Here is a 24,383-nt window from a genome sequence, read left to right as displayed (position 1 = left end):
CGTGTGCTCCTAGTAGCGGGCCACGGTGGGGTGCAGCTGCATTCCGGCCATCCAGGCCAGATCCGTCACCGTGATGCCGTCCTCAGGGTTGAGGGCCTGGACCACGCGCCCGCCGCCAAGGTAGATCCCCACGTGGTAGAAATCGGGGGCCGATCCCCAGACCAGGAGATCGCCGGGCTGTGCCTGGGAGAGCGGCACGTGCACGGGTGCCTGCGCATACTGTTGGGCTGCCGTGCGCGGTAGGTATTTGCCGGCCGCGGCGAAGGCGTTCTGCACCAGTCCCGAACAGTCGAAGCCAAGCGGTCCGGAACCGCCGTACTTGTAGAAATAGGGGGACCCCACCTTGGCCAACGCTGCCGAGATGGCGGTCTGGTTTGAGCCGCCCGGCGACGGGGCCGGAGTCGGTGCGGGGGCCGGAGCCGGAACGGCCGGCGGAGGGGTGACCGGTTCGGGACGGACGGGAGCGGGCGCCACAGGAGCGGGTGCAGCGGGCGCCGCCGGAGCCGGCGCCGAGGGAGCGGCCGGGGCGGCAGGAGCCGGTGCGGCCGGGGCCTGCGCCGCCGGCCGGTTCTGTGGTGCGGCAGGAGCCGGTGCGGCCTGGTCCGCCGCCTGGGAAGCAGCGGCTGCGGTGACAGCCGCCAGCCGGTCCTGCGCACGCTGGCGGTCCAGGGCGTCCACCCGGGCGGACTCGAGCGCCACGGTGGTGTTCCTGAGGCTTGCGAGCTGGTCCACCAGCACGGTCCGCTGGGCCTTTGCCTCGGACACCGCCTTGGCCCGGGCCGCGTTGGCGCGTTCCGCATCAACCTTGCGGTCCTCGGCCGACTTGGCGGCATCGTCGGCGGCCCGGTTGGCGTCTTCCGCCGCGGCGGTGAGCGACTTTGCTGCCGAGGCGGCGTTTTCGGCGGCTTCGAAGGCCCGGCTGCGGCTGGCAGAGATGGCTTCAAGGGTGGCGGCCTGCTGCAGTGCATCGCCATTTCCACTGACAAAAGTGCTCAGTGCGGGATTGAGCCCGCCATTCCGGTAGAGGTCCCCGGCCAGCTGTCCCACCTGCCTGCGGGTCTTCGCCTGTTCGGCCTCGGCGGACACGGCCTTCGCCGAGGCGAGCGTGGCAGCATCCCGGCGGATCTCGAGCGTGACCAGGGCATCACCGTAGGCATTGTTGGCCTGCATGGCCGCCGCGAAGCTGGCTTCCTGGGCTGCCGCGGCGTCCGCCAGGAGGCGGTCTATCCGGGTGACCTGGTCCACCGTCGCGCTTTCACTGGCTTTGGCTGCCGCGATCTCTTCCGGGGACGGAATCTCCGGCGACGCCGGAACCGTCACAGCGGGCACGGTTGTGCCCGGGAACGGTGCGGCCTGGGCGGGCAGGGTAAGGGATCCAAGGAGTACGACGGCGATGCACAGCACAGCCGCTTTGCGGCCGGATCCGGTCAAACCCATCAATAAACCTCGCAGCAGTCAGGGCTGGAATGAGCGAGGAGTTTGAATTTTTCACGCGTGATTTTCACAAGTAAATGCCCCGCTGCGGAGATCCAGCACACCCGAGGCTACGTGCCAGCAACAACTTTGGCAACACTGGTCACATCAATAACATAAACAACAATGATGTGATTTCGTCACATTGATTCCGGCGTGTCGGTAAAACCGGCGCAGCGGGTGATTCCCTGTCGGACAACAGGCCTGTTGCACTATCGTGGCCCCTAATCGGCTCCCTGCTCGCGCAGGGTAATCCGTTCTTCCTTGCGACGGGGGCGTTGTGGAAAATCGTGGGCACCACTTATGGGCGGATGGCGGACCTGACAGTGGACCGTCCCGAAGGCCCGGACGCCGAAGGTCCGCACGGCTTGGAAGGCGCCGCGGCTTCAATGCTGAAGGGCTGTCCTTCATGGTTCGCTGGGTGTTCGCGGTGTCGGCCGCGATGCTGGTTGCAGGTTTTATTGAGTACGGCGTCGCCCGCCAGCACATCATCGACCGCGGACTGGAGGATTCCCGGCGGAACTACGAGGCACTGGCCGGAAGGCTTGAGCAGGTCCTCTCAGACGAGACGGACCCGCTGAAACGTGACCAGGGGGTTGCGGCGGAGGTCCGCCATCTGCAGCACAGCCAAGGCACGGTGTATGTTGGCTTGTTTGACGCGGCGGGGACGCTGATCGTACGTAGCGGCGAGGACGGCGGCGCATCCGACCATACTGAAGCCTCCCGTTTTGCCGAGGTGCTGTCCACCGGCGAAACCACAGTCGAAACCGAAGCCGAAATCGGGGGTAAGGGCATCACCCGGTACGAGTTCCTGGTGCCTGTGTCCGCGCCGGAAGGAACCCTGATACTGGAGATTGACCAGCACGCGGACATCATCACGGAATTGATCGGGGACCTTGGGCCGCACAAGATCCTAGGGCTGTCCACTGCGATCCTGGTCGCCATACCGTTGTCGTATGTCTTCGGGGGACGCTCCCTGCAGCGCCACCAGATGCGAACGCAGCAGCAGGCTGACGGGGACCCGCTGACCGGCGTGGCGGGGCGCCGGCCGTTCCAGCCGTCACTTGAGGCGACGCTGGCGGATACAAGGTTAGCCACCACCACCCTGGTTCTGCTCGACATTGATGGATTCAAACAGATCAACGACCGGCTGGGGCACAGCCACGGCGACCGCGTCCTGCAGGCCCTCGCCGACTCCTTCCAGGTACTTCCGGCGACCGACACTCCGTTCCGCCTCGGCGGCGACGAGTTCGCAGTCATCCTGCCCGGCAGCGACGAAGACCGGGCAACCGAAGCACTCGACCGGGTCCGTGCGGCCCTTGCCCGGCGGTTCCCGGGCGTGACGTTCAGCGCGGGCATCGCCTCAAGTGCAGGGGAGTCGCTGACTCTGACCGAACTGTGGGAGCGCAGCGACGCGGCGCTCTACGAGGCGAAGCGCCTGGGCCGGCGTCAAAGCGTCTCGTTCAAATCCATGGCGGAGGGCCACATTGTCAGCGCCGAGAAAATCGACGAGCTGACGTTCCTGATCTCAAGCAATAAGCCGCTCAACGTGGCGTTCCAGCCCATCTGGGACCTGCGCCGTGGCGTGGTGCTCGCCCACGAGGCCCTGTTGCGCCTGCCGGCAGGCTCAAGAATCAACGGACCGCAGGAGGCGTTCGAACTTGCCGAACGCCTCGGCATTGCTGCGGCGCTGGACGCCCGGGCGCGGTCAGCGGTGCTGGCGGCTGTCGGCAGCCAGCACTGGGAGGGGCTGCTGTTCCTGAACGTGCACCCGGACGGATTGCCAGGCTTCGATCTTGACCATCTGGTCGCCGAGCTGGCCGGAGCGGGACTGGAGCCAGAAGACGTCGTCCTGGAGGTCACGGAGCAGGCCGGGCTGAACCATCCTGACTCGATCCGCACGCTCAGGCATGCCCAGGACCGGGGCCTCCGGCTGGCCCTGGATGACATGGGCAAGAGCAACGCGGGCCTGCATTCCCTCAGGCTGGTCCGGTTCGACATCATCAAAATTGATGGGGACGTCATCTCCCGCCTCGACACCGACCCCTCTGCGGTGGCCACCCTGGCGGCCGCCGTCACCTTCGTCCAGCAGGCCGGAGGATGGATCATAGCCGAGGGAATCGAAGAACCCGGCATGCTCAACTCGCTGCTGCAACGCGGCGTTGCCGCTGCAAGGCACCAGCCTGTCATCGCCGGACAGGGCTACCTCCTGGGCCGTCCAACCGATCGGCCGGTAGGACTCGACACGCACCTAACCATCCTCGACGAGTTCTCCGTAAGAACGGCACAGGGACTGAGGGGCCTGGACGAACAGCCGTGGATTCCCTAGTGCCGCTCAGGCGTGCTGGTGGGACTCGTGCTCGGAGTGGCTCTCGGGCTCCAGCTGGAACGTGCAGTGCTCGGTGTCGAAGTGGGAGCCCAGGCAGGTGGTGAGCTTGTCCAGCACCTGGTCGGCACCGCGGGCACTCAGCACTGCGTCCTCCACCACCACGTGGGCGGAGAAGACCGGCACGCCGGAGGTGATGGTCCAGATGTGGATGTCGTGCACGGACACCACACCGTCCACGGACAGGATGTGTTCGCGGATCATCTGGACTTCAACGCCCTTGGGGGTGGCCTCCAGGAGCACGTCCACCACATCGCGGAGCAGGTGCCACGCCCGGGGGAGGATCATCACGGCGATGACCATGGAGGCAATGGTGTCCGCCGCCTGGAACCCGGTCACCATGATGACCACGGCCGCTGCGATAACGGCGAACGAACCCAGCAGGTCCCCGAGGACTTCAAGGTAGGCGCCGCGCACGTTCAGGCTTTCCTTCCGCGCGCTGCGCAGGATCAGCAGCGAGACCAGGTTGGCTATGGCGCCCAGGACGGCGGCGTACAGCATCACGTCGGTCTGCACTTCGGGTGCCGAACCGATCCGCCGCACGGCTTCAGTGAAGATCACCACGGAGATCACGATCAGCACCAGCGCGTTGGCGAGCGCGGCGAGGACCTCGGCGCGCTGGTACCCGTAGGTCCGCAGGTCGCTCGCGGGCCGGGTGGCGATCCAGGCGGCCAGCAGGGCGATGAACACACCGGCGGCGTCGGACAGCATGTGGCCGGCATCGGCCAGCAGCGCCAGGGATCCGGAGATCGCGGCGCCGATGATCTGGATCAGGACCACAGCCAGGGTGATGCTGAGGACGGCGATCAGGCGTTTGCGGTGCTTGGCAGTGCCCGTGCCAGTGGCAGAGATGCCGTGTGAGTGGCTGTGGTCGTGTCCCATGCCTACAAGGCTAGCTAGTCCCAGCCGAGTTCGTGCAGCCGTTCGTCGCTGATGCCGAAGTGGTGCGCAATCTCATGCGTCACGGTAATGGCCACCTCCTGGATGACCTCTTCCCGTGACGAGCAGATGTCCAGGATCGGCTGGCGGTAGATGGTGATGCGGTCCGGGAGCGAGCCCGCGCCCCACCAGGCATCCCGCTCGGTCAGCGGGACACCCTCGTAGAGGCCTAGCAGCACGGTGTCAGGGTCCTCGCCGGGCTGCGGGACGTAATCGTCCTCGATGAACACGGCAACGTTGTCCATGGCCTGCGCCACGTCCGGCGGGATGCGCTCCAGGGCGTCGCTGACGGCCGACTCGAAGTCTTCCTCGGTCATGGGGAATGGCGCGTCGTTCTCGGCGCCGTCCGGGACGATGGGGAGACCTGGCGGCAGGTTGGCGGGCATACCAAGACTCTAGCGGGACTTTCGCCGGGTCAGCCCCACTCCCACCAGGCAGATCACGCCGCCCACCAGGCCCCACACGGTGGGCACTTCGCCGAGCACCAGCCAGGAGATGAGGATGGTGGTGCCGGGGACCAGATACGTGGTGGCGGCCAGTTTTCCGGCGTCGATGAGGGACAGTGCGTACGCCCACGTGGTGAACGCAATCGCCGTCGGGAAGATCCCCAGGTAGACAAGCCCAAGGGTGGCCGGCAGCGGGGCCTGCTGCAGTTCGCCCACCAGCTGGCCGCTGAACGGCAGGCAGCAGACGGCACCGATCATGATGCCGAACCAGGTGGCCTGTGCCGCGGGGAATTTCCTCAACACCGGCTTCTGGACGATGACGCTGACGGCGGCGAGCACGGCGGCCAGGAGGCAAAGCAGCACGCCCAGCACGTCCGCCGTCGACCGTTGGCCGGAACCCAGCGCAATGACAGCCACGCCCGCGAAGGCTATCAGGCTGCCGATGATCAGCCAGCGCGGGAATCCCTCTTTGAGGATCACCCCGGCCATCACGGCGATCAGGATGGGGTTGACGTTGATCAGCAGGGCGGCGGTGCCGGCGTCCAGCATGTGCTCGGCGGCGTTGAGGGCCACGTTGTAGCCACCGAACCACATCACGCCGTATGCCAGGATGGGCCACCACTCACGCCCCTGCGGCAGGTTCCGCAGCTTGGGCAGCACCACCACACCGAGGACGACGGCGGCAATCGCCAGCCGTCCCAGGGTCAGGGAGCCGGGGGAGAAGCTTGGGCCCACCGCGCGGATGCCCACGAAGGCGGAGGCCCACAGGACCACCGTGACGGCGACGGCGGCCACTCCGAGTTTGTTGACCGGTCCCCGTCCCGGCGTGGCTGGCGCGGGCTGCGGGGCGGGTTCGGGGGCAGCGTGCGGGGACCCTTCGTGGGGGCCTGCGGACGGAGTGGGGCCGGGTGCGGCGGTAGTAGCCATGCTGCCAATCTAGCCCTCGCCGCATCCTTGCGGCTGGCGGAAATCGGTCACGTCTAGTCGAGATCCTGCCAAAGTTTCCCCGCTGACAGCCCGGCGCTTGCGGCCGTCACTCTTCGCCGGTCAAATCCGCGGGTTACTTTCCGCTGGTCACCGCGCGGGTAACGGCCGCGACCAGTTCGTTGCTCCCCGGTGTGTCGGCCACGCCGGTGGCGGAGTCAGTGAGGATGGCGAGAACCAGCGGCTCGCCGGCGGGATTCCGGATGATGCCGACGTCGTTCACGGTGCCGAACAGCCCGGCGCCGGTCTTGTCCGCGGATGTCCATCCGCCCGGCAGGCCCGCCCGGATCCGCGTTCCCGACGTGACGTTGGCCAGCATCCAGCCTGTCAGCCGGGTCTGCGTTTCCGGGCTGAGGGCGTCACCCAGCAGCAGTTTCCGGTACCCCTGCGCGAGGGCCCGCGGCGTGGAAGTGTCCCGCGGATCACCGCGCTCGGCGTTGTTGAGCTCGGGCTCCCAGCGGTCAAGCCGTGTTTCGGTGTCGCCAAGTGACCGGGCGTAGGCGCCGATCGCAGCCGGTCCTCCCAGTTCCTCCAGCAGCTGGTTTCCCGCCGTGTTGTCGCTGTGTGTCAGCGCCACTTTGCAGAACCATTTCAGCGGCAGGGTGCTCCCGGCAAAGTCGGCGCATTCGGGTGAATTCACCACCACGCCGGCGGGATCGATGCGGATGCCCCGGTTGAGGTCCGTCAGTCCTTCCCGGGCGCGTTCCAGCACAGCTGCCGCGGCGTAGACCTTGAACGTGGAGCACATGGCGAACCGCTCGTCGGCCCGGTGCCCGAACTCCGCGCCGGTGAGTCCGTCTGCCACAAACAGCCCAACTCTCGCGGAGAACTCCCGCTCGAGCCGCTCCACCCTCCGCATCAGCCAGTCCCTCCGTTGAAGGAGCACACTGGCCGCAGCCGGCCCTTGGGAACTTGCTGCGACCGGTGCCCCGGCGAGGGCGATGCTTCCTGCCACAGGCGCCGCCAGGGCTCCCGTGAGCAGGGTCCGCCGCGAAAGGTTTGAAGTGCGTCCGGCCATGGCTGCTCCCCGTGTGTTGGGCCTGTTCCCGCACTGCCGTCCGGATCGCCGACTGTAATGTCGTTTCGCCGACGGCGTGCACGCGAGGTCCACTCAACCGATGTCACCGTAATTTGTCAATCACTTTTACTAAGCTGTCATTCGGGGTGTTATTGGATCCGGCCGGGCTCGGCCGCCCCCCAAGGGGCCGGCCGGAGGGCGGCTGGCCGGGGGCCGGGGCCCCGCGCTCACCTCAGCACGCGGGCCGCTTCCTGGATAGCAGCCGCCACGCCGTCCAGTACGGCCGATCCGTAGCGCCACTGCTGCCAGTGAAGCGGGACGTCGACGAAGGACTTGGCGGCCAGGGTCTGCAGTGTCCGCCGGTCCAGGTCGTCGCCTAGTTCGATCTCGGGAAGCAGGCCCCATCCCATGCCCAGCCGGATGGCCTCGCCGAACTCGTGGGCTGCGGGCACGTAGTGGCACGGCGGCTGGAGGGCCTTGCGGCTGAACCGCCGCAGGTAGCGGTCCTGCAGGTCGTCCTTGCGGTCGAAGATGATGACCGGCGCCTTCGCAAAGGCACCCGCCGTCGCGCCGCCGTCGAACCAGGTTTCTGCGAAGGCCGGCGTGCAGACCGGCAGGTAGCGCATGACGCCGAGCCGCCTGGAGGTGCAGCCCGGGGCCGGTTTGGCCGTGGCCGTGATGGCCGCTGCCGCCGCGCCGCTGCGGAGGAGCTCCAGCGAATAATCCTGGTCCTCGCGCAGGATTTCCAGCTGGACCGTGCCGGCCACTGCAGCCAGCCCGGCCAGCGCCCAGGTGTGCAGCGAGTCGCTGTTGATCACGAGTGTCAGTCGGGTGTCCGGGTGGGGGTTGCCGGGCTGCAGTTCATCGGCGAGGTCGGCGGAAAGCATTTCGAGCTGCCGGGCGAACCGCACCACTGCCTGGCCGGACTCGGTGAGTTCAATCGGACGTGTCCTCCGCAGGACAGGGCGGCCCACGGCAACTTCGAGGGCGCGGATGCGCTGGCTGACGGCGGAGGCGGTAACCGACAGGTGGCTGGCCGCCGCATCGAAGCTGCCCTGCGTGACGATTGCCGCCAGCGTCCGGGCCTGGTCCGGATGAATGTCTATCATTAGCTCATCTTATCTACGAGCAGAATGTTTAACTGGTTTCATGATGACGATCCTCCTACCGTTGGGAGGGTGATCCTTCCCTTGCTCTCAGGCCTGGCCAGCGGCCTGTCCCTCATCGTGGCCATCGGTGCCCAGAACGCCTTCGTCCTCCGCCACGGCCTCCAGCGCTCGCATGTCGCCCTGGTCATCGCCGTCTGCGCTGTCTCGGACCTGGTGCTGATCCTGTTGGGCGTAGCGGGCATCGGCGTCGTGATTGAACAGGCTCCGGCAGCGCTCGAGGCGGTGCGCTGGGCCGGGGCTGCTTTCCTGGCTGCTTATGGTGCCTTCGCCGCCTGGCGGGCCATCCGCGGGCAGGCGCTCGGACAGCTCGGGACAGGGCAGGCTGTCAGCTGGGTCGCCGTCCTGGGAACGGGCCTGGCCTTTACGTGGCTGAACCCGCATGTGTACCTGGACACGGTCCTGCTGCTCGGGTCACTGGCCAGCACGCACGGCCCGGACGGCCGCTGGTGGTTTGCTGCCGGGGCGGGTCTGGCCAGCATCGCCTGGTTCACGGCACTGGGCGTCGGCGCACGATTCCTGGCCCCGGTCTTCCGGCGCCGGAGCGCGTGGCGCGTCCTCGATGCCGTCATCGCCGCCGTCATGGTGACGATGGCCATCTCGCTGGTCGCCTGAGTGCCGCCCGCCCCGTCCCGCCGGAAGGACAGGGCCGGTCGGCACTTGCCCGCTCAAGGGGGCGGGATCACGATTGCTGGTATGACAGCATCCGCAGCTTCGGCCCGCGACAGAAGGCGCGCAGCCATCGGCACGGCGGCCTTCGCAGTTGCCCCTGCAACAGTGGCCGGCGTGGTTCCGTGGCTCCTCACCCGCTGGGACGTGGCGGCACCTGTCCCCGGGGGTGTGCCGGCGCAGGTCACCGGCGCACTGTTGATCGGAGCGGGCGCGGCAGCGATTGCGAACTCCTTCGTGCATTTCGCGGTGGAGGGCCTCGGGACCCCCGCGCCTTTTGCGCCTCCCAAGCATCTGGTGGTGGGCGGGCTCTACCGGTATGTGCGGAATCCGATGTACGTGTCCATAGCGGCGGCCGTCGCCGGGCAAGGGCTATTGCTTGGGCAGCCGAAGCTCTTTCTGGCACTGGCCATCGGCGCGGTCCCGGTGGTGGCGTTCGTCCGGCTGTACGAGGAACCGGTGCTGACCCGGAAGTTCGGTGCGGAATACGACGAGTACCGCCGCAACGTCCCGCGCTGGCTGCCCAGGCTCACGCCGTGGCGCCCGGAGGGTCCGGAGTCACCCCGGGGCTAGTCGCAGTACACGTGGGCCGCCGGCGGGCTGGCCGCTACTTTCCGCGGCCGGCCCACGCCAGCAGCCGGTCCAGCGGCCATGTGGTGACGATCCGTTCGGCGGGCACCCCGTTCGAGGCCGCGCGCTCGGCGCCATACTGCAGGAAATCCAGCTGCCCGGGCGCATGGGCGTCACTGTCGATACTGAAGAGGCAGCCGGTGTCGAGGGCCAGTTGGATTAACTCGTCCGGGGGATCCTGCCGCTCGGGACGGGAATTGATTTCGACGGCGACATCCTGCTCGGCACACGCGGCGAATACCCGCCTGGCGTCGAACTCGGACTGGGGCCGGGTTCCCCTCGACCCCTGCAGCAGGCGCCCGGTGCAGTGGCCAAGGACATTCATGTGCGGATCGTTGATGGCGCCGAGCATCCTGTCGGTCATGGTGCGCCGGTCGGACCGGAGTTTCGAGTGGACGCTCGCCACCACGATGTCCAGCCGGTCCAGCATGTCCGGCGACTGGTCCAGGGTGCCGTCCTCCAGGATGTCCACTTCGATGCCGGCCAGCAGGCGGAAGTTGCTGCCGTCGTCGTCGTTGATCCCCGCAACAACGTCCAGCTGCTCCGTCAGGCGTTCGGCGCTTAGTCCGTTGGCGATCTTGAGGTTGGGCGAGTGGTCCGTCAGGGCGAGGTAGTCCCGGCCCAGCGTCCGGGCGGCCTCAGCCATGAGCTCGATCGGGGACCCGCCGTCGGACCAGTCGCTGTGGCTGTGCAGGTCACCGCGGAGGGCGGAGCGCAGTTCGGCGCCGCCTTTTGCCAGTGGCTGCTGCCCACGCTGCCGCAGGCCCTCGAGATAGTCGGGGACGCCGCCGTCGACCGCCTGCCGGATGACTTCAAAGGTTCTGTCCCCGATGCCCTTCATGCTCTTCAGTCGGCCGTTGCGTGCCCGGGCTGCCACCTCGTCCGGGTCCAGGGCCCCGATGATCCCGGCCGCCTTTCGGAACGCCTGGATCTTGAACGTCGGGGCCAGCTCGCGTTCGAGCCAGAAGGCGATCTCATTGAGGGCATCAACGGCGTCCATCAGTCCATCTTGCACCCGACGGGCGCCGAATCCTGCACCCGTGCGGGGCCGATTTTGGATATTCCGGAAGTAGGCTCTATAGTTTTAGAGGTCCAGTTCGGAGCAACTCGAAAGGACAAAAACGAAAGGCTTCGGCCCTTTATTTTTGCCCTGAATGAGCCGGATTGAGTTCAGGCCCCCATCGTCTAGCGGCCTAGGACACCGCCCTTTCACGGCGGCGGCACGGGTTCGAATCCCGTTGGGGGTACGCAAGGAAGTGGTCAAACCGGACCGAAAAGTCTGGTAGGCTAAAGGCCTTGAAAAATTGCAGTAGCGATACTGCAGGAAGCAAGAAACACGCAGTACAAGCAGTAAACAAGCAAGGCCCTGTAGCGCAGTTGGTTAGCGCGCCGCCCTGTCACGGCGGAGGTCGCGGGTTCAAGTCCCGTCAGGGTCGCTCTGATTGCCAGAAGAAATTCCGGCCGTCAAGGTGACATGTCACCTAGGCTCTGTAGCTCAGTTGGTAGAGCGTTCGACTGAAAATCGAAAGGTCACCGGATCGACGCCGGTCGGAGCCACCACTGGGAAGCACCAGTTCTTCGGAACTGGTGCTTTTCTTCTTTAACCAGCCACTCCCGACCTGCCTCTGAGGCGCAGCAGGTCCAGGGATGCGCAAGTGGTGTTGGGGCTCGCAAATGGTCGCAGGATGCGCGGATTCGCGTGTCGCCATGGATTTACCGTGTCTCTGCGCAATTCCCGCGTCATGAGCAGGGTCCCACGGCTCGTCCTCACCATGACGGAGCCCGGCCGGCCCGCCCGCCGTTGCAGTTTCGACGCGCGAATGTCCCCGCGACCCCCGTATTCGGGTGTCGCCGGGGCATTTGCGCGTCGCCGGGCGGTTTGCGCGTCGTGAAGCTCCCGGCCGCGCCCCGTCGACCACAGAGTCCGGCGGGAGCGTGGCTGTTAGCGGCCCAGAGCGCGAGGCCAGGAAAATCCCCACGAAACCCGTTGACAGGATCCAAGTAACGCGCGTAACCTAAATCACACGCTCGAAGTAACGCGCGTTACTAAAGAAGATTCAGCTGGCCACGACGGCCAGCGTTGGCAAGATACCCGGAGCATTCAATGGCGAACAGCACACCCACTGCGGCGGAGGCGACTCCGTCGGCCCCCGGCCACCGCGGCGTCACCATGGCGGACGTGGCCAAGGCTGCCGGCGTCTCCCGTACCGCGGTGTCCTTCGTCCTCAGCAACCGGGAAAACGCCAGCATTTCGGAGGAAACCAAGCACCGCATCCTCGAAGCCGTCCAGGCCCTCGGCTACCGCCCCAATGCCGGCGCCAGGGCCCTGGCTTCCCAACGGAGCGACTGGTACGGCATCGTCACAGAGATCGTCACGGCACCGTTCGCCGTCGACATCATCAAGGGCGCGCAGGACCAAGCCTGGCTCTCCCGCCGGTTCCTGCTCATCGCCCCTTCAGACCAGGCCGATGCCGTAGGACCCAACCAGGGGATGGAGGATGCAGCATTTGAAAAGCTGCTGGAGCAGAGGGTGGAAGGACTTCTGTATGCGGCCACCTTCCACCGGGCCGTGCATGTTCCGAAAAGCGCCAACGAGGTGCCCACAGTCCTCATCAACTGCTTCGACGCGGACGGGAAGCTGCCCTCGATTGTCCCGGACGAGCGTGCCGGTGGCCGCGTCGCCGTCGAGCGTTTGCTCCAGGCAGGCCACTCCAGGATCGGTGTCATCAACCTGGATCCGAACATCCCCGCCGCCATCGGGCGCTTGGACGGTTGCCGCGAAGCACTCGCCGGGGCAGGGCTGGAACTCGATCCTGATCTTGTAGTCCCGGGATACGCGACGGCGGACGGCGGCTACGAAGCAGCCTGCCAAATTCTTGACAAATATCCCGCCGGGGCGGGCAGGCCAACCGCGCTGTTCTGCCTCAACGACCGGATGGCTATGGGCGCCTACGACGCCATCAAGGAGCGCGGGCTCGCCATCCCCCAAGACATCGCCGTGATCGGCTTCGACAACCAGGAACTCATCGCGGCCTACCTCAGGCCCAAGCTGACCACGGTTGCGTTGCCCTTCGAGGAGATGGGTGCGCTGGGTGTCCAGACACTCGCAAGCCTTACAGCCGGACAGCCGATCACTGCACATCAGCAAATGGTCGACTGTCCGCTGCTAGAACGCTATTCAGTCTGACGGCAAATCAACTACTGAACAGCAACCCCAACCACACCTTCACCTTCGACAGCGAAGACGAGGAAAGAGATATCCATCATGACACAAGCACGATTCCTGAGGTCTGCCCGCATTGCGGCGGCCGGCCTGGCCATGGGTGCCCTGGTGCTCACCGGGTGCTCCGCCAATGCGGGCAACTCCGGCTCCGCGAAGGCTGACGCCTCAGCCCAAAGCGCGCTCCTGACCATTCCCCGCGAGGACATGGGCACATTCGTCCGGAACTTCAACCCGTTCGCCCCCACCGTGGCCCCCATGACCCAGCAGGCCATCTACGAATCCCTGCTGGTCTACAACCCGGCCAAGGGTGAAACCACCCCGTGGCTGGCCAGCGAATGGAAGGCAGCCGAGGACGGCAAGTCCATCATCTTCACCCTCCGCGACGGCGTGAAGTGGTCCGACGGCCAGCCCCTGGTCCCGGCCGACGTGGTCACCACGTTCGCGCTGCAGAAGAAAATCAAGGGCGGTTACGACTACCTGGACACGGTCACGGCCGAAGGCACCAACCAGGTCAAGTTCAGCTTCAAGACCGCCTGGTCCCCGGCACTGTTCGACCTCGGCCAGCTGAGCATCCTGCCGGACCATGTCTGGTCCAAGATTGCGGACCCCGAGAAGGACGCCAACGAAAAGCCCGTGGGCACCGGCCCGTACACCGAAGTGGACACCTTCCAGGCCCAGTCGTTTGTGCTCAAGAAGAACCCCAACTACTGGCAGCCGGAAAAGCAGAAGATCGCCGGCATCAAGATGCTCGCCTTCGCCGGGAACGACGGCGCCAACCTCGCCGCGGCGAATGGCGACGTGGACTGGGCCCCGCAGTACATGCCCAACATCGAGAAGACGTTCATTTCCAAGGACCCGGACCACCGAAAGTACTGGTTCCCGCCCACGGGTTCCATGATCAACTGGCAGCTCAACACCACCAAGGCCCCGTTCAACGACACGGACGTCCGCAAAGCCCTCTCCATGGCCGTGGACCGTGAGCAGGTCACCAAGATCGGCATGAGCGGCTACACCCAGCCGGCGGACTGCACCGGCCTGTCCGGAAACTACGAAACCTGGAAGAACAAGGAAGTCCAGGACGACTGCGACTGGACGAAGCTCAACGTTGATGAGGCCAACAAACTCCTGGACAAGGCCGGCTACCCCAAGGGCGCGGACGGCAAGCGCACGCTGAAGGACGGCAAGCCCTTCGAGTTCAAGATCTCCGTGGGCGCCGCGTCCTCCGACTGGCTCTCCGTGGCCAACGTGATCGCACAGAACCTCGCCGAGGTGGGCGTCACGGCCAAGGTTGATTCCCCGGACTGGGCAGCCGTGGTTGCAGGCTATGAGACCGGTGACTTCGATTCCGGCATCGTCTGGAGCGCCAACGATCCCAGCCCGTACAAGTACTTCGCGGGCATGATGGGCACCGCCACGGTCAAGCCGGTGGGGGAGAAGACGTTCGAGAACTACCACCGCTTCGGCGACGCCAAGGCCGACGCCCTGCTGACCGAATTCGCGGCGGCCGCCGACCAGGACAAGCAGCACGAGATCGCGGACAAGCTCCAGGAGGAGTACAGCGCCGTTGCCCCCGCCATCCCGCTGTTCGCAGGACCGGAATGGGGCGCCTACAACAACACGCGCTTCACCGGCTGGCCCACGGAAGAAAACCCGTACGCCACCCTCTCGGTCCGGGCACCCACCACGGTGCTGGTCCTGACCTCGCTGGAACCGGCCAAGTAAGCCAGGGTCCACCAGGGCCCGGCAGGCCCACCGCCCCACCAGCAGCATCGGCGTGCCCGGCACCAAGCCACGGCACCGGGCACGCCGCCCCACTTCCGCAATTCCCGAATGGAGGGAAACCGTGCGCTTTATCCTGCGCCGCCTGGGTTTCTACCTGATCGCCTTCTGGGTGTCCATCACTTTGAATTTCCTCCTCCCGCGCTTTATGCCGGGGGACCCCGTATCCCGCATGTTCGCCCGCACCCAGGACCGCATGCAGCCCGAACAGATCGAGGCCCTGCGCAAGCTGCTCGGCGTCGACGACCGCCCCATCTGGGAGCAGTACGTCGGCTACATGCACAACATGGTCACCGGGCAGATGGGCGTCTCCATCTCCCGCTTCCCCACCCCGGTCACCGAAGTCATCGCCTCGCAGGTGGGCTGGACGCTCCTGCTGGGCGGGACCGCGCTGGTGATTGCCGCCGTCGTGGGCAACCTGCTCGGCATCCTGGCCGCCTGGCGGCGCGGCGGAGCCATCGACTCGGCACTGCCACCCTTCCTGATCTTCATCGGGTCCTTCCCGTACTTCTGGCTCGCGATGGGTGCCCTCTATCTGTTCGGCGTCACGCTGGGCTGGTTCCCCATCCGCCACGCGTTCAGCGACACCATTGAGCCCAGCTTCAGCTGGGAGTTCATGTCCGACGTCGGCATGCACCTGGTGCTGCCGGCCCTCACCATCGTGCTGGTCTCGGTGGGCGGCTGGATGCTGGGCATGCGCAACACGATGATCGCCACCAACGCCGAGGACTACATCACCATGGCCGAGGCGAAGGGCCTGCGCCCGGGCCGGATCATGTTCCGCTACGCCGCCCGCAACGCCATGCTGCCGTCCGTCACCAGCTTCGGCATGAGCCTGGGCTTCGTGGTGGGCGGTGCGCTGCTGACCGAGGTGGTGTTCGCCTACCCCGGCGTGGGCTACCAGCTCCTCAACGCCGTGCAGGGCCTCGACTACCCGCTGATGCAGGGGCTCTTCCTGACCATCACGGCCGCCGTGCTGCTGGCCAACTTCCTCGTGGACATCCTTTACGTCCGCCTCGACCCGCGCGTGCGCGCCAACTAGGAAGGACGGACCGTGACCTCTTCCATCGCAACCACCGCCTCCACCGTGTCGGGGGAGACCCTCGCCGGCGGCACTCCGCCGGGCACCCTGGCCGGAAACACGGCAGGAACGCCCGACGGCGGCGCCGGACTCCCGCCCGGAGCCTCCGTCCGCAGGCCCAACCGCAGCCTGCTGCACGGCCTGCTGACCAACAAGAAGGCCATGACGGGCGCGGCCATCCTGTTCGTTTTCATCGCCCTGGCGCTCCTGGCCCCCGTCCTCTACCCGGACAATCCCTCCAAAATCACCGGCATGGCGTCCCAGGAGCCCGATGCCGAGTTCTGGCTGGGCACCACCGCCAAGGGCCAGGACGTCCTGGCCCTGACCATCCACGGCGCACGCAGCTCCCTGTTCGTGGGCCTGACCGTGGGCTTCGCCTCGACGTTCATCGGCATCCTCGTGGGCCTGGCCTCGGCTTACTTCGGCAAGTTCATCGACGAGGCCCTGTCCCTCACCACCAACGTGTTCCTGCTCCTGCCGGGGCTGCCGCTCCTGGTGATCCTGGCCGCGTTCCTGCCGCCGGGCCTGGGCACCGTGATCCTGGTCCTCGTGGTCACCGGCTGGGCCGGCTCCGCCCGGGTGCTCCGCTCGCAGGCACTGTCCATCCGTTCCAAGGACTTCGTGGCCGCTGCCGTGGTCACGGGTGAACGGCCCCTGCGGATCATGTTCCGCGAGATCCTGCCCAACATGGCCTCCATCGTGATGGGCACGCTTTTGGCCTGCATCATCTACGGGATCGGCGCCCAGGCGGGCCTTGAGTTCCTGGGGCTTGGTGACGTCAGCACGGTCTCCTGGGGCAACAACCTCTACTGGGCCGGCAACGAGGGCGCCCTGCTCACCGGCAGCTGGTGGGTCTTTGTGCCCTCCGGCCTGTGCATCGCGCTGGTGGCGTTCTCGCTGTCCCTGGTCAACTACGCGGTGGACGAGGTCACGAATCCCCGCCTCAGGAAGATCCGCAAGCCCAAGCCGGCAAAACCCGGAAAGCGAGCATCGGCATGACCGTCTCCCAGACCTCCTTCGGTTCCCACGAACCGGTCCTGGAAATCAAGGACCTCACCGTGAAGTACCGCGGCGACACCCGCTCCACCACCGCCGTCGACCGCGTCTCCTTCAGCATCGGCGTCGGCGAAATCTTCGGCCTGGCCGGCGAATCCGGCTGCGGTAAATCCACCATTGCCAACGCCATCATGCGGCTGCTGCGGGACCCGGCGGAAATCTCCGGCGGCAGCATCCGCTTCGGCGGCAAGGACGTCCTTGCCATGAGGCCGGAAGAGCTGCGCCGCTTCCGCTGGCAGGACGTGGCCATGGTCTTCCAATCCGCCATGAACTCGCTGAACCCGGTGATGACCATCGGCGACCAGATCGTGGATATCTACACCACCCATGCCGGCTACACCCGGAAGGAGTCGCTGCGGCGGGCAGCTGAACTGCTCGAACTCGTCCGGATCGACCCCGCGCGGCTGAAGTCCTACCCACACCAGCTCTCGGGCGGCATGCGGCAACGCGCCGTGATTGCGATGGCCGTCGCGCTCAAGCCCTCACTGCTGATCCTGGACGAGCCCACCACCGCGCTGGACGTGGTGGTGCAGCAGGAGATCATGGCCCAGATCAAGGAGCTGCAGCGCGAACTGGGCTTCTCCGTCCTGTTCATCACGCACGACATGTCCCTCATGGTGGAGCTCTCGCACCGGATGGCAGTGATGTACGGCGGCCGGATCGTGGAGACTGCCAAAGCCAAGGACATCCACGCCGCCCCGCTCCACCCCTACACGCAGGCACTGATGGGGGCGTTCCCGCCGCTTACCGGACCCCGTGTTCCCCTGACGGGCCTGGCCGACGGCGTGAAGTTCAGCAACATCGCCGATCTCCAGGAAGTGTCGCCCGCGCACTTCGTGTCCCCCCTTCCCGCCCTCCAAGGAGCACAGCCATGAGCACCCCGGTTTCAGCACGGCCGGCACCGGCAGCCAAGGAGCAGGACCTCACCCAAACGGGAGCTCCCGCCCTCGAAGTGAAAGGCCTGGTCAAGGACTTCCACAGCGGCGGCCTGTTCTCACGGGCCTCGGTCCGGGCGCTCGGCGGCGTGGACCTCGCCATCAGGAAAGGCGAGATCGTGGCGCTCGTGGGGGAGTCCGGCTCAGGCAAGAGCACCCTGGCCCGCTGCATCGCGCGGCTGGAGAAGCCCACCGCCGGCCAGATCCTGATCGACGGAACGGACGTCCTCAAACGCGACCGGTTCCAGGCATCCAGGGAATACCGGTCCCGGCTGCAGATGGTGTTCCAGGATCCGTTCGGCTCGCTCAACCCGGTCCACCGGATCGAACACTTCCTCACCCGCTCCCTGACGCTGCACGGAAAGGCAGGGACACCGGATCAGCTGCGCCGCCGCCTGGATGAGCTGATGACGACGGTGGGACTCACCCCGGACATGCTCAACTCCTACCCGCACGAACTCTCCGGCGGGCAGCGGCAGCGCGTGGCCATCGCCCGGGCGCTCGCCGTTGAACCCGAGGTGATCCTCGCGGATGAACCCACCTCGATGCTGGACGTCTCCGTGCGGATCGGCATCCTGAACCTGATGCGCCAGCTGCGGGACAAGCAAGGCATCTCGATGCTCTACATCACCCACGACCTCGCCTCCGCCCGCTACCTGGCGGACCGGATCGCCGTGATGTTCGCCGGGGAACTCGTAGAGGAAGGCGAATCGCTGGACCTGCTGGCCAACCCGGCCCACCCCTACACCCGGCTGCTGGTCTCGGCCGTGCCGGATCCCGCCCGCACCGGGTCCTATGACCCGCACGAGCGTGCGGCGCTGCGCGCCGCGGTGATGGAGTCGGCGTCGTGCGCGTTCGACGGCGACGCGGAGCAGCGCTGTTCCGCCACCGAACCCGTCCGGCACCGCGTGGGCGATCCCGCCAACGAGCACTGGGTCCGCTGCCACCTGTACCGGCCACCGGCAACGGCAGCCAGCCATGCCCTGTCCGCCGAGCCCCTCGAATCCCCGGACGCGTCGCCAACCGACGACTCCCGCACAGAAAACAAGGCTTCCGCATGACCGAACTGACCCACCCCCTGGCCACCGTGCCACGGGATGAGCTCGTGGCACGGGCCGAGGCAGACCCGCACCGGCCGCGCTTCCACTTCGTCTCACCCGCAGGCTGGCTCAACGATCCCAACGGCGTGAGCCAGTGGAACGGAACCTACCACCTCTTCTACCAGTACAACCCGGAGGGCGCCTTCCACCACCGCATCCTGTGGGGCCACGCCACCAGCCCGGACCTGGTCAACTGGGCCGACCAACCCGTGGCGTTGGAGCCTTCCGACGGGCCGGACGCCGACGGCTGCTGGTCCGGTGTGCTGGTGAACGACGGCGGCACGCCCACCCTGGTGTACTCCGGCCGGCTCGGGGAGCGCGAACTGCCCTGCGTGGCGGTCGGCTCGCCGGACCTCCTGGCCTGGACCAAAGCACCCGAAAACCCGGTGATTCCGGCGCCGCCGGCCGGTGTGGACATCACCGCCTACCGTGACCACTGCGTCTGGCGGCAGGGCACAGTCTGGCGCCAGCTCGTGGGATCCGGAATCCGCGGCCGCGGGGGCACGGCCTTCCTGTATGAGTCCGCCGACCTCCGCCGCTGGGAGTACATCGGTCCGCTGTTCATCGGCGATGCCGCCTCCGGCGACCAGGCAGCCGCGGACTGGCAGGGCACCATGTGGGAGTGCGTGGACCTGTTCCGCGCGGGCGGGGGGACCCTGGGGGCCGGCGCTTTGGGTGACCGGACACCCGGCACCGACGTGTTCGTCTTCTCAGCCTGGCACGACGGCGACACCCGCCACCCGCTCTACTGGACGGGCCGCTACGCCGGGGATTCGTACACGCCCCGGGAACTTCACCGGCTCGACTACGGCGGACGCTACTTCTACGCCCCGCAGTCCTTTGCCGACGGATCCGGCCGCCGGGTCATGTTCGGTTGGCTGCAGGAGGGCCGGACGGAGGCCGCCATGGTGGAGGCCGGCTGGTCGGGCGTGATGAGCCTGCCCCGGGTGGCCACCCTCGACCCGGACGGGGAACTGTCTTTCGCGCCGGTGCCTGAGGTGGCGTCGCTGCGGCGTGACCATGTCCGGATCGGTCCCCGCACCGTTGGCGCGAGCGAGGTGCTCGCCGGAGTTGCGGGACACCAGCTGGACCTTGAACTGGACCTCGAAATGGAGCCCGGGAGTGTCTTCCGGCTGGGGATCCTGGCTACCGGGGCCGAGGAAACAGTCATCGAGGTCGGATACGACGTCGGCAGCGGCGGCTTCCCGCAGTCCTATGTGCTCCTGGACCGCGAGCACAGCAGCCTGGACCGGACCGTGGATGCCGAGGAGAAATCCGGCCCGGTGCATTTGCCCGGCGGCAAGCTGCACCTGCGTGTCCTGGTGGACCGCTCGGCGCTGGAGATCTTCGCCAACGGGAAGCCGCTGACGGCCCGGGCGTATCCAACCCTCGGCGGGGAGGCCGTCCGGCTGTCGGCGGCTGGAACGGTCCGGCTGCAGCAGCTGGACGCCTGGCGCATGGAGGGAGTCTTCGGCGGCCCGCGCCCGTTGTTCCCCTAGCCCTGCCATCGTCGGTTGCTCCGTAACGGCCCTTTTGGGGCTTCATAAGGGCCGTTACGGAGCAATCGATGGCCCTAAAACACCCCCATCCTGAGCATTTTCCAAGATCAAAGGCGATCTGAATGTCCAAAAGGTTCGTTGCAGGTTTTACCGTGGCCGCGCTCGGCCTTGGCACCCTGGCTGCGGGTTCCGTTCTGGCCCCGGCCATGATGGCCCCGCCCGCCCGTGCTGTTCCGGGAACAGGGCCCATCACGCTGGGCAGCAGCACCAGCCCCATGCCCGACGTGGTGCCCGTCAGCGGAAGCTGGACCCGGACGTCCGGCGGCGGCCAGACCGCCGTCGCCCCGCCGGACCAGAACGCCGCTGCCATCAGTGAGCAGCGCATCAGCGGGACCGCGAGGTATACGGCCGAAGTGTCCGTGGACCCGGGCAGCCCCCACGCCGTGGGAGCGCTGGTGTTCCGCGGCGCGGCCGATGCCAGCAGCGGCTACGCGGCCACCATCGATCCGAACCTTGACCGGGTCCGGCTTTTCGATCTGGCCACCGGCGAGGATGTGGCGCCGTCCGCGGCAGTCACGCTGGATACCGGGCGGAGCTACTCCGTGGACGTCCACGTGGACGGACCGCGGATCTACGTGGCAGTGGACGGCGTGGCCCGGATCGACACCTCGGACCAGCGGTACCAGGACGGCCATGTGGGGCTCCACGCCTACAACGGCGCAGTGAACTTCAGCCAGCCCCAGGTCCGCACCATCGACGCCAACGTCAGCGGCTGGCTGGCCGACGCTTCCGGCTGGACTGCCACCGCCACCGGTTTCCGGGGTGCTGCTCCCGGCGGCGCCAACATCAGGGCCGTCGCCACCGGCCAGTCCCCGCAGGTCACGGACTTCACCGCCGACCTCCAGGTGACGTCGGCGCATGCCGTGGGTGCAGTCCTGTTCCGCTCCAACGCTGCCGGAACCGCCGGCTACGCGGCCGAAGTGGACGCCAACGCGGGCCGGCTGCGGCTGTACCGGCTCGAGGACAACGCCACCCTCGGCAGCTACGCCACGGGCGTCACCGTCAACACTGTGTACCGGCTGCGGGTGACGGCCGACGGCGGGCAGCTCGCCGTGCGCTGGCAGACGGACCTGTTGGACCCGAACGGCTATGCCCCGGTGATCACGGCTACTGACACCGCGCACGGCTCCGGCCACGTTGGTCTGCTCACCTTCAACGGCGCCACCGTGTTCCAGGGGATGGACCTCAAGGGCCTCGACACGTCCCTGCAGGGCTGGCACACCTCGTCCGGCAGCTGGGAGCCGGATGCCCGCGGCATCCGCGGCGCAACGGACGGCCTGCCGGCCGGTACGGAAGCCGCACGCTTCGTTCCGGCGGCAGCGTCCGACGTCGTCGCCTCCCTCGACCTCGACGTCGCCGCACCGGCAACGGCCGCCGTCGTGGTCCGGAGCGCAGCCGACGGCACCGGCGGCACCGAACTCCGGGTGGACCCCGGCGCAGGAACGGTGCTCCTGAAAGACCGCACCACGGGATCCGTCCTGGCCAGCGGGGCCGTTCCGCGGGACAGCTTTGCCGCGGGCCAGTTCAACCGCGTCCAGCTCACGGTCCGGGGCACGCAGGCAACAGTCCTGATCAATGGCGTCCAGGCCGTCTCCGGGCCGGCCGGGACGGGAACGGGCAGCGGCTTCGGGCTGCGCGTCAGCGGCGGCGGAGCCTACTTCCAAAATGTCCGGGCAGACGATGTTGCCAGCTACATGAACGGCCTCTACCAGCCCGGATACCACTACAGCCAGAATTCCGGCAACAGCTCCGACCCCAACGGACTGGTCTATTTCGACGGCGAATACCACCTCTTCCACCAGGACCGCGGCCGCTGGGCGCACGCCGTCAGCACCGACCTGCTGCATTGGACACAGCTGCCCATCGCGTTGCCGCACCTGGCGGCCGGCGAGTCGTGGTCCGGTTCCGCCGTGGTGGACGCCACCAATGCCAGCGGGCTGTTCGACGGCGGCCAGGGGCTCGTGGCGTTCTACACGAGCTTCAACCACGACGCCGCCAACGGAAACCAGTCCGTGCGCGCCGTGTACAGCAAGGACCACGGCCGCACCTGGGCGCTGGTGCAAGCCGCGCCCGTCGTGGAAAACCCCGGTGGTCCGGATGGCGGCTGGGACTTCCGGGACCCCAAGGTCACCTGGGACGCGGCGGGCGGCAAGTGGATCATGGTGGTGGCCGGCGGCGACCACCTGCGCTTCCACACGTCCACGGATCTGGTCCACTGGACGTTCACCAGCGCGTTCGGCTACGGCGACTGGGTCCGCGGCGGGGTCTGGGAATGTCCGGACTTCTTTGAACTGCCGGTGGAAGGACAGCCCGGCGTCAAACGCTGGGTGCTGTGGTGGAGCACGGGTGCCGTCAGGCCAACCAACGGCTCCGCCGCGCAATACGTCACCGGGACGTGGAACGGGACCGCATTCACCGCGGACACCGGTCCGGAGCAGGTCCTGCAGGCCGATTCCGGCCGCGACTACTACGCGGCCATGAGCTTCTTCGGTGTCCCGGACGGCCGGCGCATCATGCTGGGCTGGATGAGCAACTGGGACTATGCCTTCAGCCCGCCCACCGGCCGGTGGAACGGGCAGCTGAGCGTCCCGCGGCAGCTCAGCCTGAAGGATGTTCCCGGCGCCGGACTCCGGCTTGGGCAGGAACCGGTGGCCGAACTGGCCGGCCTGCGGACGTCCACGTGGCAGGCGTCCGAGGTCACCGTCACACCAACATCAGCCAACCCGCTCGCGGCCGCCTCCGGCCGGTCCTTCGAACTGGAAGCCGAAGTGGCGATCCCCTCCTCCGGCGGCGCCTCGGCTTTCACTTTCGGGCTCCGGAAAGGCCCGGCAGGCGGCACCGTCCAGGAAACGCTGCTCCGCTATGCCACCGGCGCTGGGACGGGAGCCGGCACCATGACGCTAGACCGCGGACAGTCCGGCAGGGCGGACTTCACCCGATATTTCGCGGGTGCGGCGGCGGACAACTCCAGCACGGCGTGGAGTTCCGAAACCGTGGCAGCTTCCGGGGGCGGCACCGAGCGCCGCGTGAAGCTGAGGGCGCTGGTGGATTCATCCTCGGTTGAAGTCTTCGGCGGAGACGGCACGGCAGCCATAACAACCCTGGTCTTCCCGGACCCGGCCTCCACGGGGCTGACCTTCAGCACAAGCGGCGGCAACGCCAGGCTGGTCTCCGCGAAAGTCCACCAGCTGGCGGACACCGCGCGCCTCACCGGAGCGCCGCCGTCGGCCGTCCTTCCCGCAGCAACCGGCACCGCGAGGCACAACCTCGGCTCCTACTCGATGGTTCCAGGCGGCCGTTGGGAAAGCACGGGAGCGGGGCTGGCCGGCATGTTCGACAAAGACTCCACAGCCATGAGTGCGGCCACCTACTCGGACGTCCGGGTGGCGGCGACCGTGCGGTTCGGCGGTGTGCCCTACGCCGGAGCCATGCGTAACAGCGACCAGGTGCCCGGCCACGGTTACGGCGGCGCCGGTTCGGTGCTCCTGCGTGCCTCGGCCGACGGCTCCACAGCGTATTACGTCAACCTGGACCCGAACCTGCGGCTGGCGCGGATCTTCAAGCTCCAGGACGGCGTTTTCAATCCCGCCAACAGCGTCCTTGCCAGTGTCCCGCTGCTGCTGAACCACGGCGTCAGCTACAGCCTGGAGGCCCGGGCCGCGGGGGAGCGGCTGACCGTGACGCTCGACGGCGCCGAAATCCTGGCCGTCGATGACGCTTCGCTGGCATCCGGAAGGGTGGGCCTGAACGTGTTCGACGGCCGGGCAGCGTATCAGGATGTGCTGGTGACAGGCTCCGGATAAGCGTGCTCCAAGCCGTGGAGGAAGGTGAACCGCTGGTGGCCGGAGGGTGACATTTCACACTAAATCTGATTTAAGATGCAACATTTGACGTGGAAAATTTCCTGTGGCACGCGCGCGCAATGGGCAATGTAAGCGC

18 protein-coding genes and 3 tRNA genes are annotated in these 24,383 nt (G+C 67.2%); 14 read left to right on the top strand and 7 right to left on the bottom strand.

Annotated features, from left to right (window positions below; genetic code table 11):
• Positions 1-9: 9 nt before the first annotated feature.
• Positions 10-1,437 carry a C40 family peptidase gene (locus CXQ91_RS09695; protein WP_104173721.1) on the bottom strand — a complete coding sequence of 476 codons (1,428 nt, stop codon included), beginning with the start codon at positions 1,435-1,437 and terminating at the stop codon, positions 10-12.
• Between the two features lie 445 nt (positions 1,438-1,882).
• On the opposite strand from CXQ91_RS09695, the gene CXQ91_RS09690 reads away from it, so the two are divergent.
• On the top strand, positions 1,883-3,802 hold the full coding sequence (locus CXQ91_RS09690; RefSeq protein WP_104173720.1) for a diguanylate cyclase: 1,920 nt from the start codon (positions 1,883-1,885) through the stop codon (positions 3,800-3,802).
• Between the two features lie 6 nt (positions 3,803-3,808).
• Here CXQ91_RS09690 and CXQ91_RS09685 read toward each other — a convergent pair whose 3' ends face one another.
• From CXQ91_RS09685 to CXQ91_RS09665, 5 genes are all read right to left on the bottom strand, one after another.
• On the bottom strand, positions 3,809-4,741 hold the full coding sequence (locus CXQ91_RS09685) for a cation diffusion facilitator family transporter (RefSeq protein ID WP_104173719.1): 933 nt from the start codon (positions 4,739-4,741) through the stop codon (positions 3,809-3,811).
• 14 nt (positions 4,742-4,755) lie between these two features.
• The gene (locus CXQ91_RS09680) at positions 4,756-5,184 is read right to left on the bottom strand and encodes a metallopeptidase family protein (protein WP_104173718.1); all 429 of its coding nucleotides are present in this window, start codon (positions 5,182-5,184) and stop codon (positions 4,756-4,758) included.
• Positions 5,185-5,193: 9 nt separating this feature from the next.
• Entirely contained in the window at positions 5,194-6,171 is a 978-nt protein-coding gene (locus tag CXQ91_RS09675) for a DMT family transporter (protein WP_104173717.1), read from the bottom strand.
• Positions 6,172-6,304: 133 nt separating this feature from the next.
• A complete protein-coding gene (gene bla / locus CXQ91_RS09670; RefSeq protein WP_104173716.1) occupies positions 6,305-7,246 on the bottom strand; it encodes a class A beta-lactamase in 942 nt (313 codons plus the stop codon).
• A gap of 227 nt (positions 7,247-7,473) precedes the next feature.
• A complete protein-coding gene (locus CXQ91_RS09665) occupies positions 7,474-8,355 on the bottom strand; it encodes an ArgP/LysG family DNA-binding transcriptional regulator (protein WP_104173715.1) in 882 nt (293 codons plus the stop codon).
• A gap of 69 nt (positions 8,356-8,424) precedes the next feature.
• On the opposite strand from CXQ91_RS09665, the gene CXQ91_RS09660 reads away from it, so the two are divergent.
• Both CXQ91_RS09660 and CXQ91_RS09655 read left to right on the top strand, forming a co-directional pair.
• Positions 8,425-9,027 carry a LysE/ArgO family amino acid transporter gene (locus CXQ91_RS09660; RefSeq protein WP_258073918.1) on the top strand — a complete coding sequence of 201 codons (603 nt, stop codon included), beginning with the start codon at positions 8,425-8,427 and terminating at the stop codon, positions 9,025-9,027.
• 81 nt (positions 9,028-9,108) lie between these two features.
• On the top strand, positions 9,109-9,654 hold the full coding sequence (locus CXQ91_RS09655; RefSeq protein WP_104173713.1) for an isoprenylcysteine carboxylmethyltransferase family protein: 546 nt from the start codon (positions 9,109-9,111) through the stop codon (positions 9,652-9,654).
• 34 nt (positions 9,655-9,688) lie between these two features.
• Here the strand turns inward: CXQ91_RS09655 and CXQ91_RS09650 are convergent, their stop codons facing one another.
• Entirely contained in the window at positions 9,689-10,711 is a 1,023-nt protein-coding gene (locus CXQ91_RS09650) for a PHP domain-containing protein (protein ID WP_104173712.1), read from the bottom strand.
• 174 nt (positions 10,712-10,885) lie between these two features.
• Between CXQ91_RS09650 and CXQ91_RS09645 the strand changes: the two genes are divergently transcribed.
• The 11 genes from CXQ91_RS09645 to CXQ91_RS09595 all read left to right on the top strand — a co-directional run bounded on the left by CXQ91_RS09645 (position 10,886) and on the right by CXQ91_RS09595 (position 24,247).
• A tRNA-Glu gene (locus tag CXQ91_RS09645) sits at positions 10,886-10,958 on the top strand.
• A gap of 115 nt (positions 10,959-11,073) precedes the next feature.
• A tRNA-Asp gene (locus CXQ91_RS09640) sits at positions 11,074-11,147 on the top strand.
• A gap of 48 nt (positions 11,148-11,195) precedes the next feature.
• Positions 11,196-11,271: transfer RNA gene (locus tag CXQ91_RS09635), tRNA-Phe, on the top strand.
• 544 nt (positions 11,272-11,815) lie between these two features.
• A complete protein-coding gene (locus CXQ91_RS09630) occupies positions 11,816-12,898 on the top strand; it encodes a LacI family DNA-binding transcriptional regulator (RefSeq protein ID WP_104173711.1) in 1,083 nt (360 codons plus the stop codon).
• 78 nt (positions 12,899-12,976) lie between these two features.
• Entirely contained in the window at positions 12,977-14,656 is a 1,680-nt protein-coding gene (locus CXQ91_RS09625) for an ABC transporter substrate-binding protein (protein WP_104173710.1), read from the top strand.
• A gap of 121 nt (positions 14,657-14,777) precedes the next feature.
• Complete coding sequence (locus CXQ91_RS09620; RefSeq protein ID WP_104173709.1) at positions 14,778-15,755, top strand: ABC transporter permease; 978 nt, start codon at positions 14,778-14,780, stop codon at positions 15,753-15,755.
• A gap of 87 nt (positions 15,756-15,842) precedes the next feature.
• Complete coding sequence (locus CXQ91_RS09615; RefSeq protein WP_104173902.1) at positions 15,843-16,793, top strand: ABC transporter permease; 951 nt, start codon at positions 15,843-15,845, stop codon at positions 16,791-16,793.
• Positions 16,790-17,725 carry an ABC transporter ATP-binding protein gene (locus CXQ91_RS09610; RefSeq protein ID WP_104173708.1) on the top strand — a complete coding sequence of 312 codons (936 nt, stop codon included), beginning with the start codon at positions 16,790-16,792 and terminating at the stop codon, positions 17,723-17,725. The genes CXQ91_RS09615 and CXQ91_RS09610 overlap by 4 nt, the downstream gene beginning before the upstream one ends.
• Entirely contained in the window at positions 17,722-18,846 is a 1,125-nt protein-coding gene (locus tag CXQ91_RS09605; RefSeq protein ID WP_104173707.1) for an ABC transporter ATP-binding protein, read from the top strand. Before CXQ91_RS09610 ends, CXQ91_RS09605 begins: the two co-directional genes overlap by 4 nt.
• On the top strand, positions 18,843-20,384 hold the full coding sequence (locus CXQ91_RS09600) for a glycoside hydrolase family 32 protein (RefSeq protein WP_104173706.1): 1,542 nt from the start codon (positions 18,843-18,845) through the stop codon (positions 20,382-20,384). Before CXQ91_RS09605 ends, CXQ91_RS09600 begins: the two co-directional genes overlap by 4 nt.
• A gap of 122 nt (positions 20,385-20,506) precedes the next feature.
• Positions 20,507-24,247: a GH32 C-terminal domain-containing protein gene (locus CXQ91_RS09595; RefSeq protein WP_104173705.1), complete on the top strand. Its 3,741-nt coding sequence runs from the start codon at positions 20,507-20,509 to the stop codon at positions 24,245-24,247.
• Positions 24,248-24,383: the final 136 nt, after the last annotated feature.

It is taken from the genome of Arthrobacter sp. Y81 (assembly GCF_002929335.1).
Lineage (GTDB): Bacteria > Actinomycetota > Actinomycetes > Actinomycetales > Micrococcaceae > Arthrobacter.
This window is presented reverse-complemented; position numbering and strand designations above follow the sequence as displayed.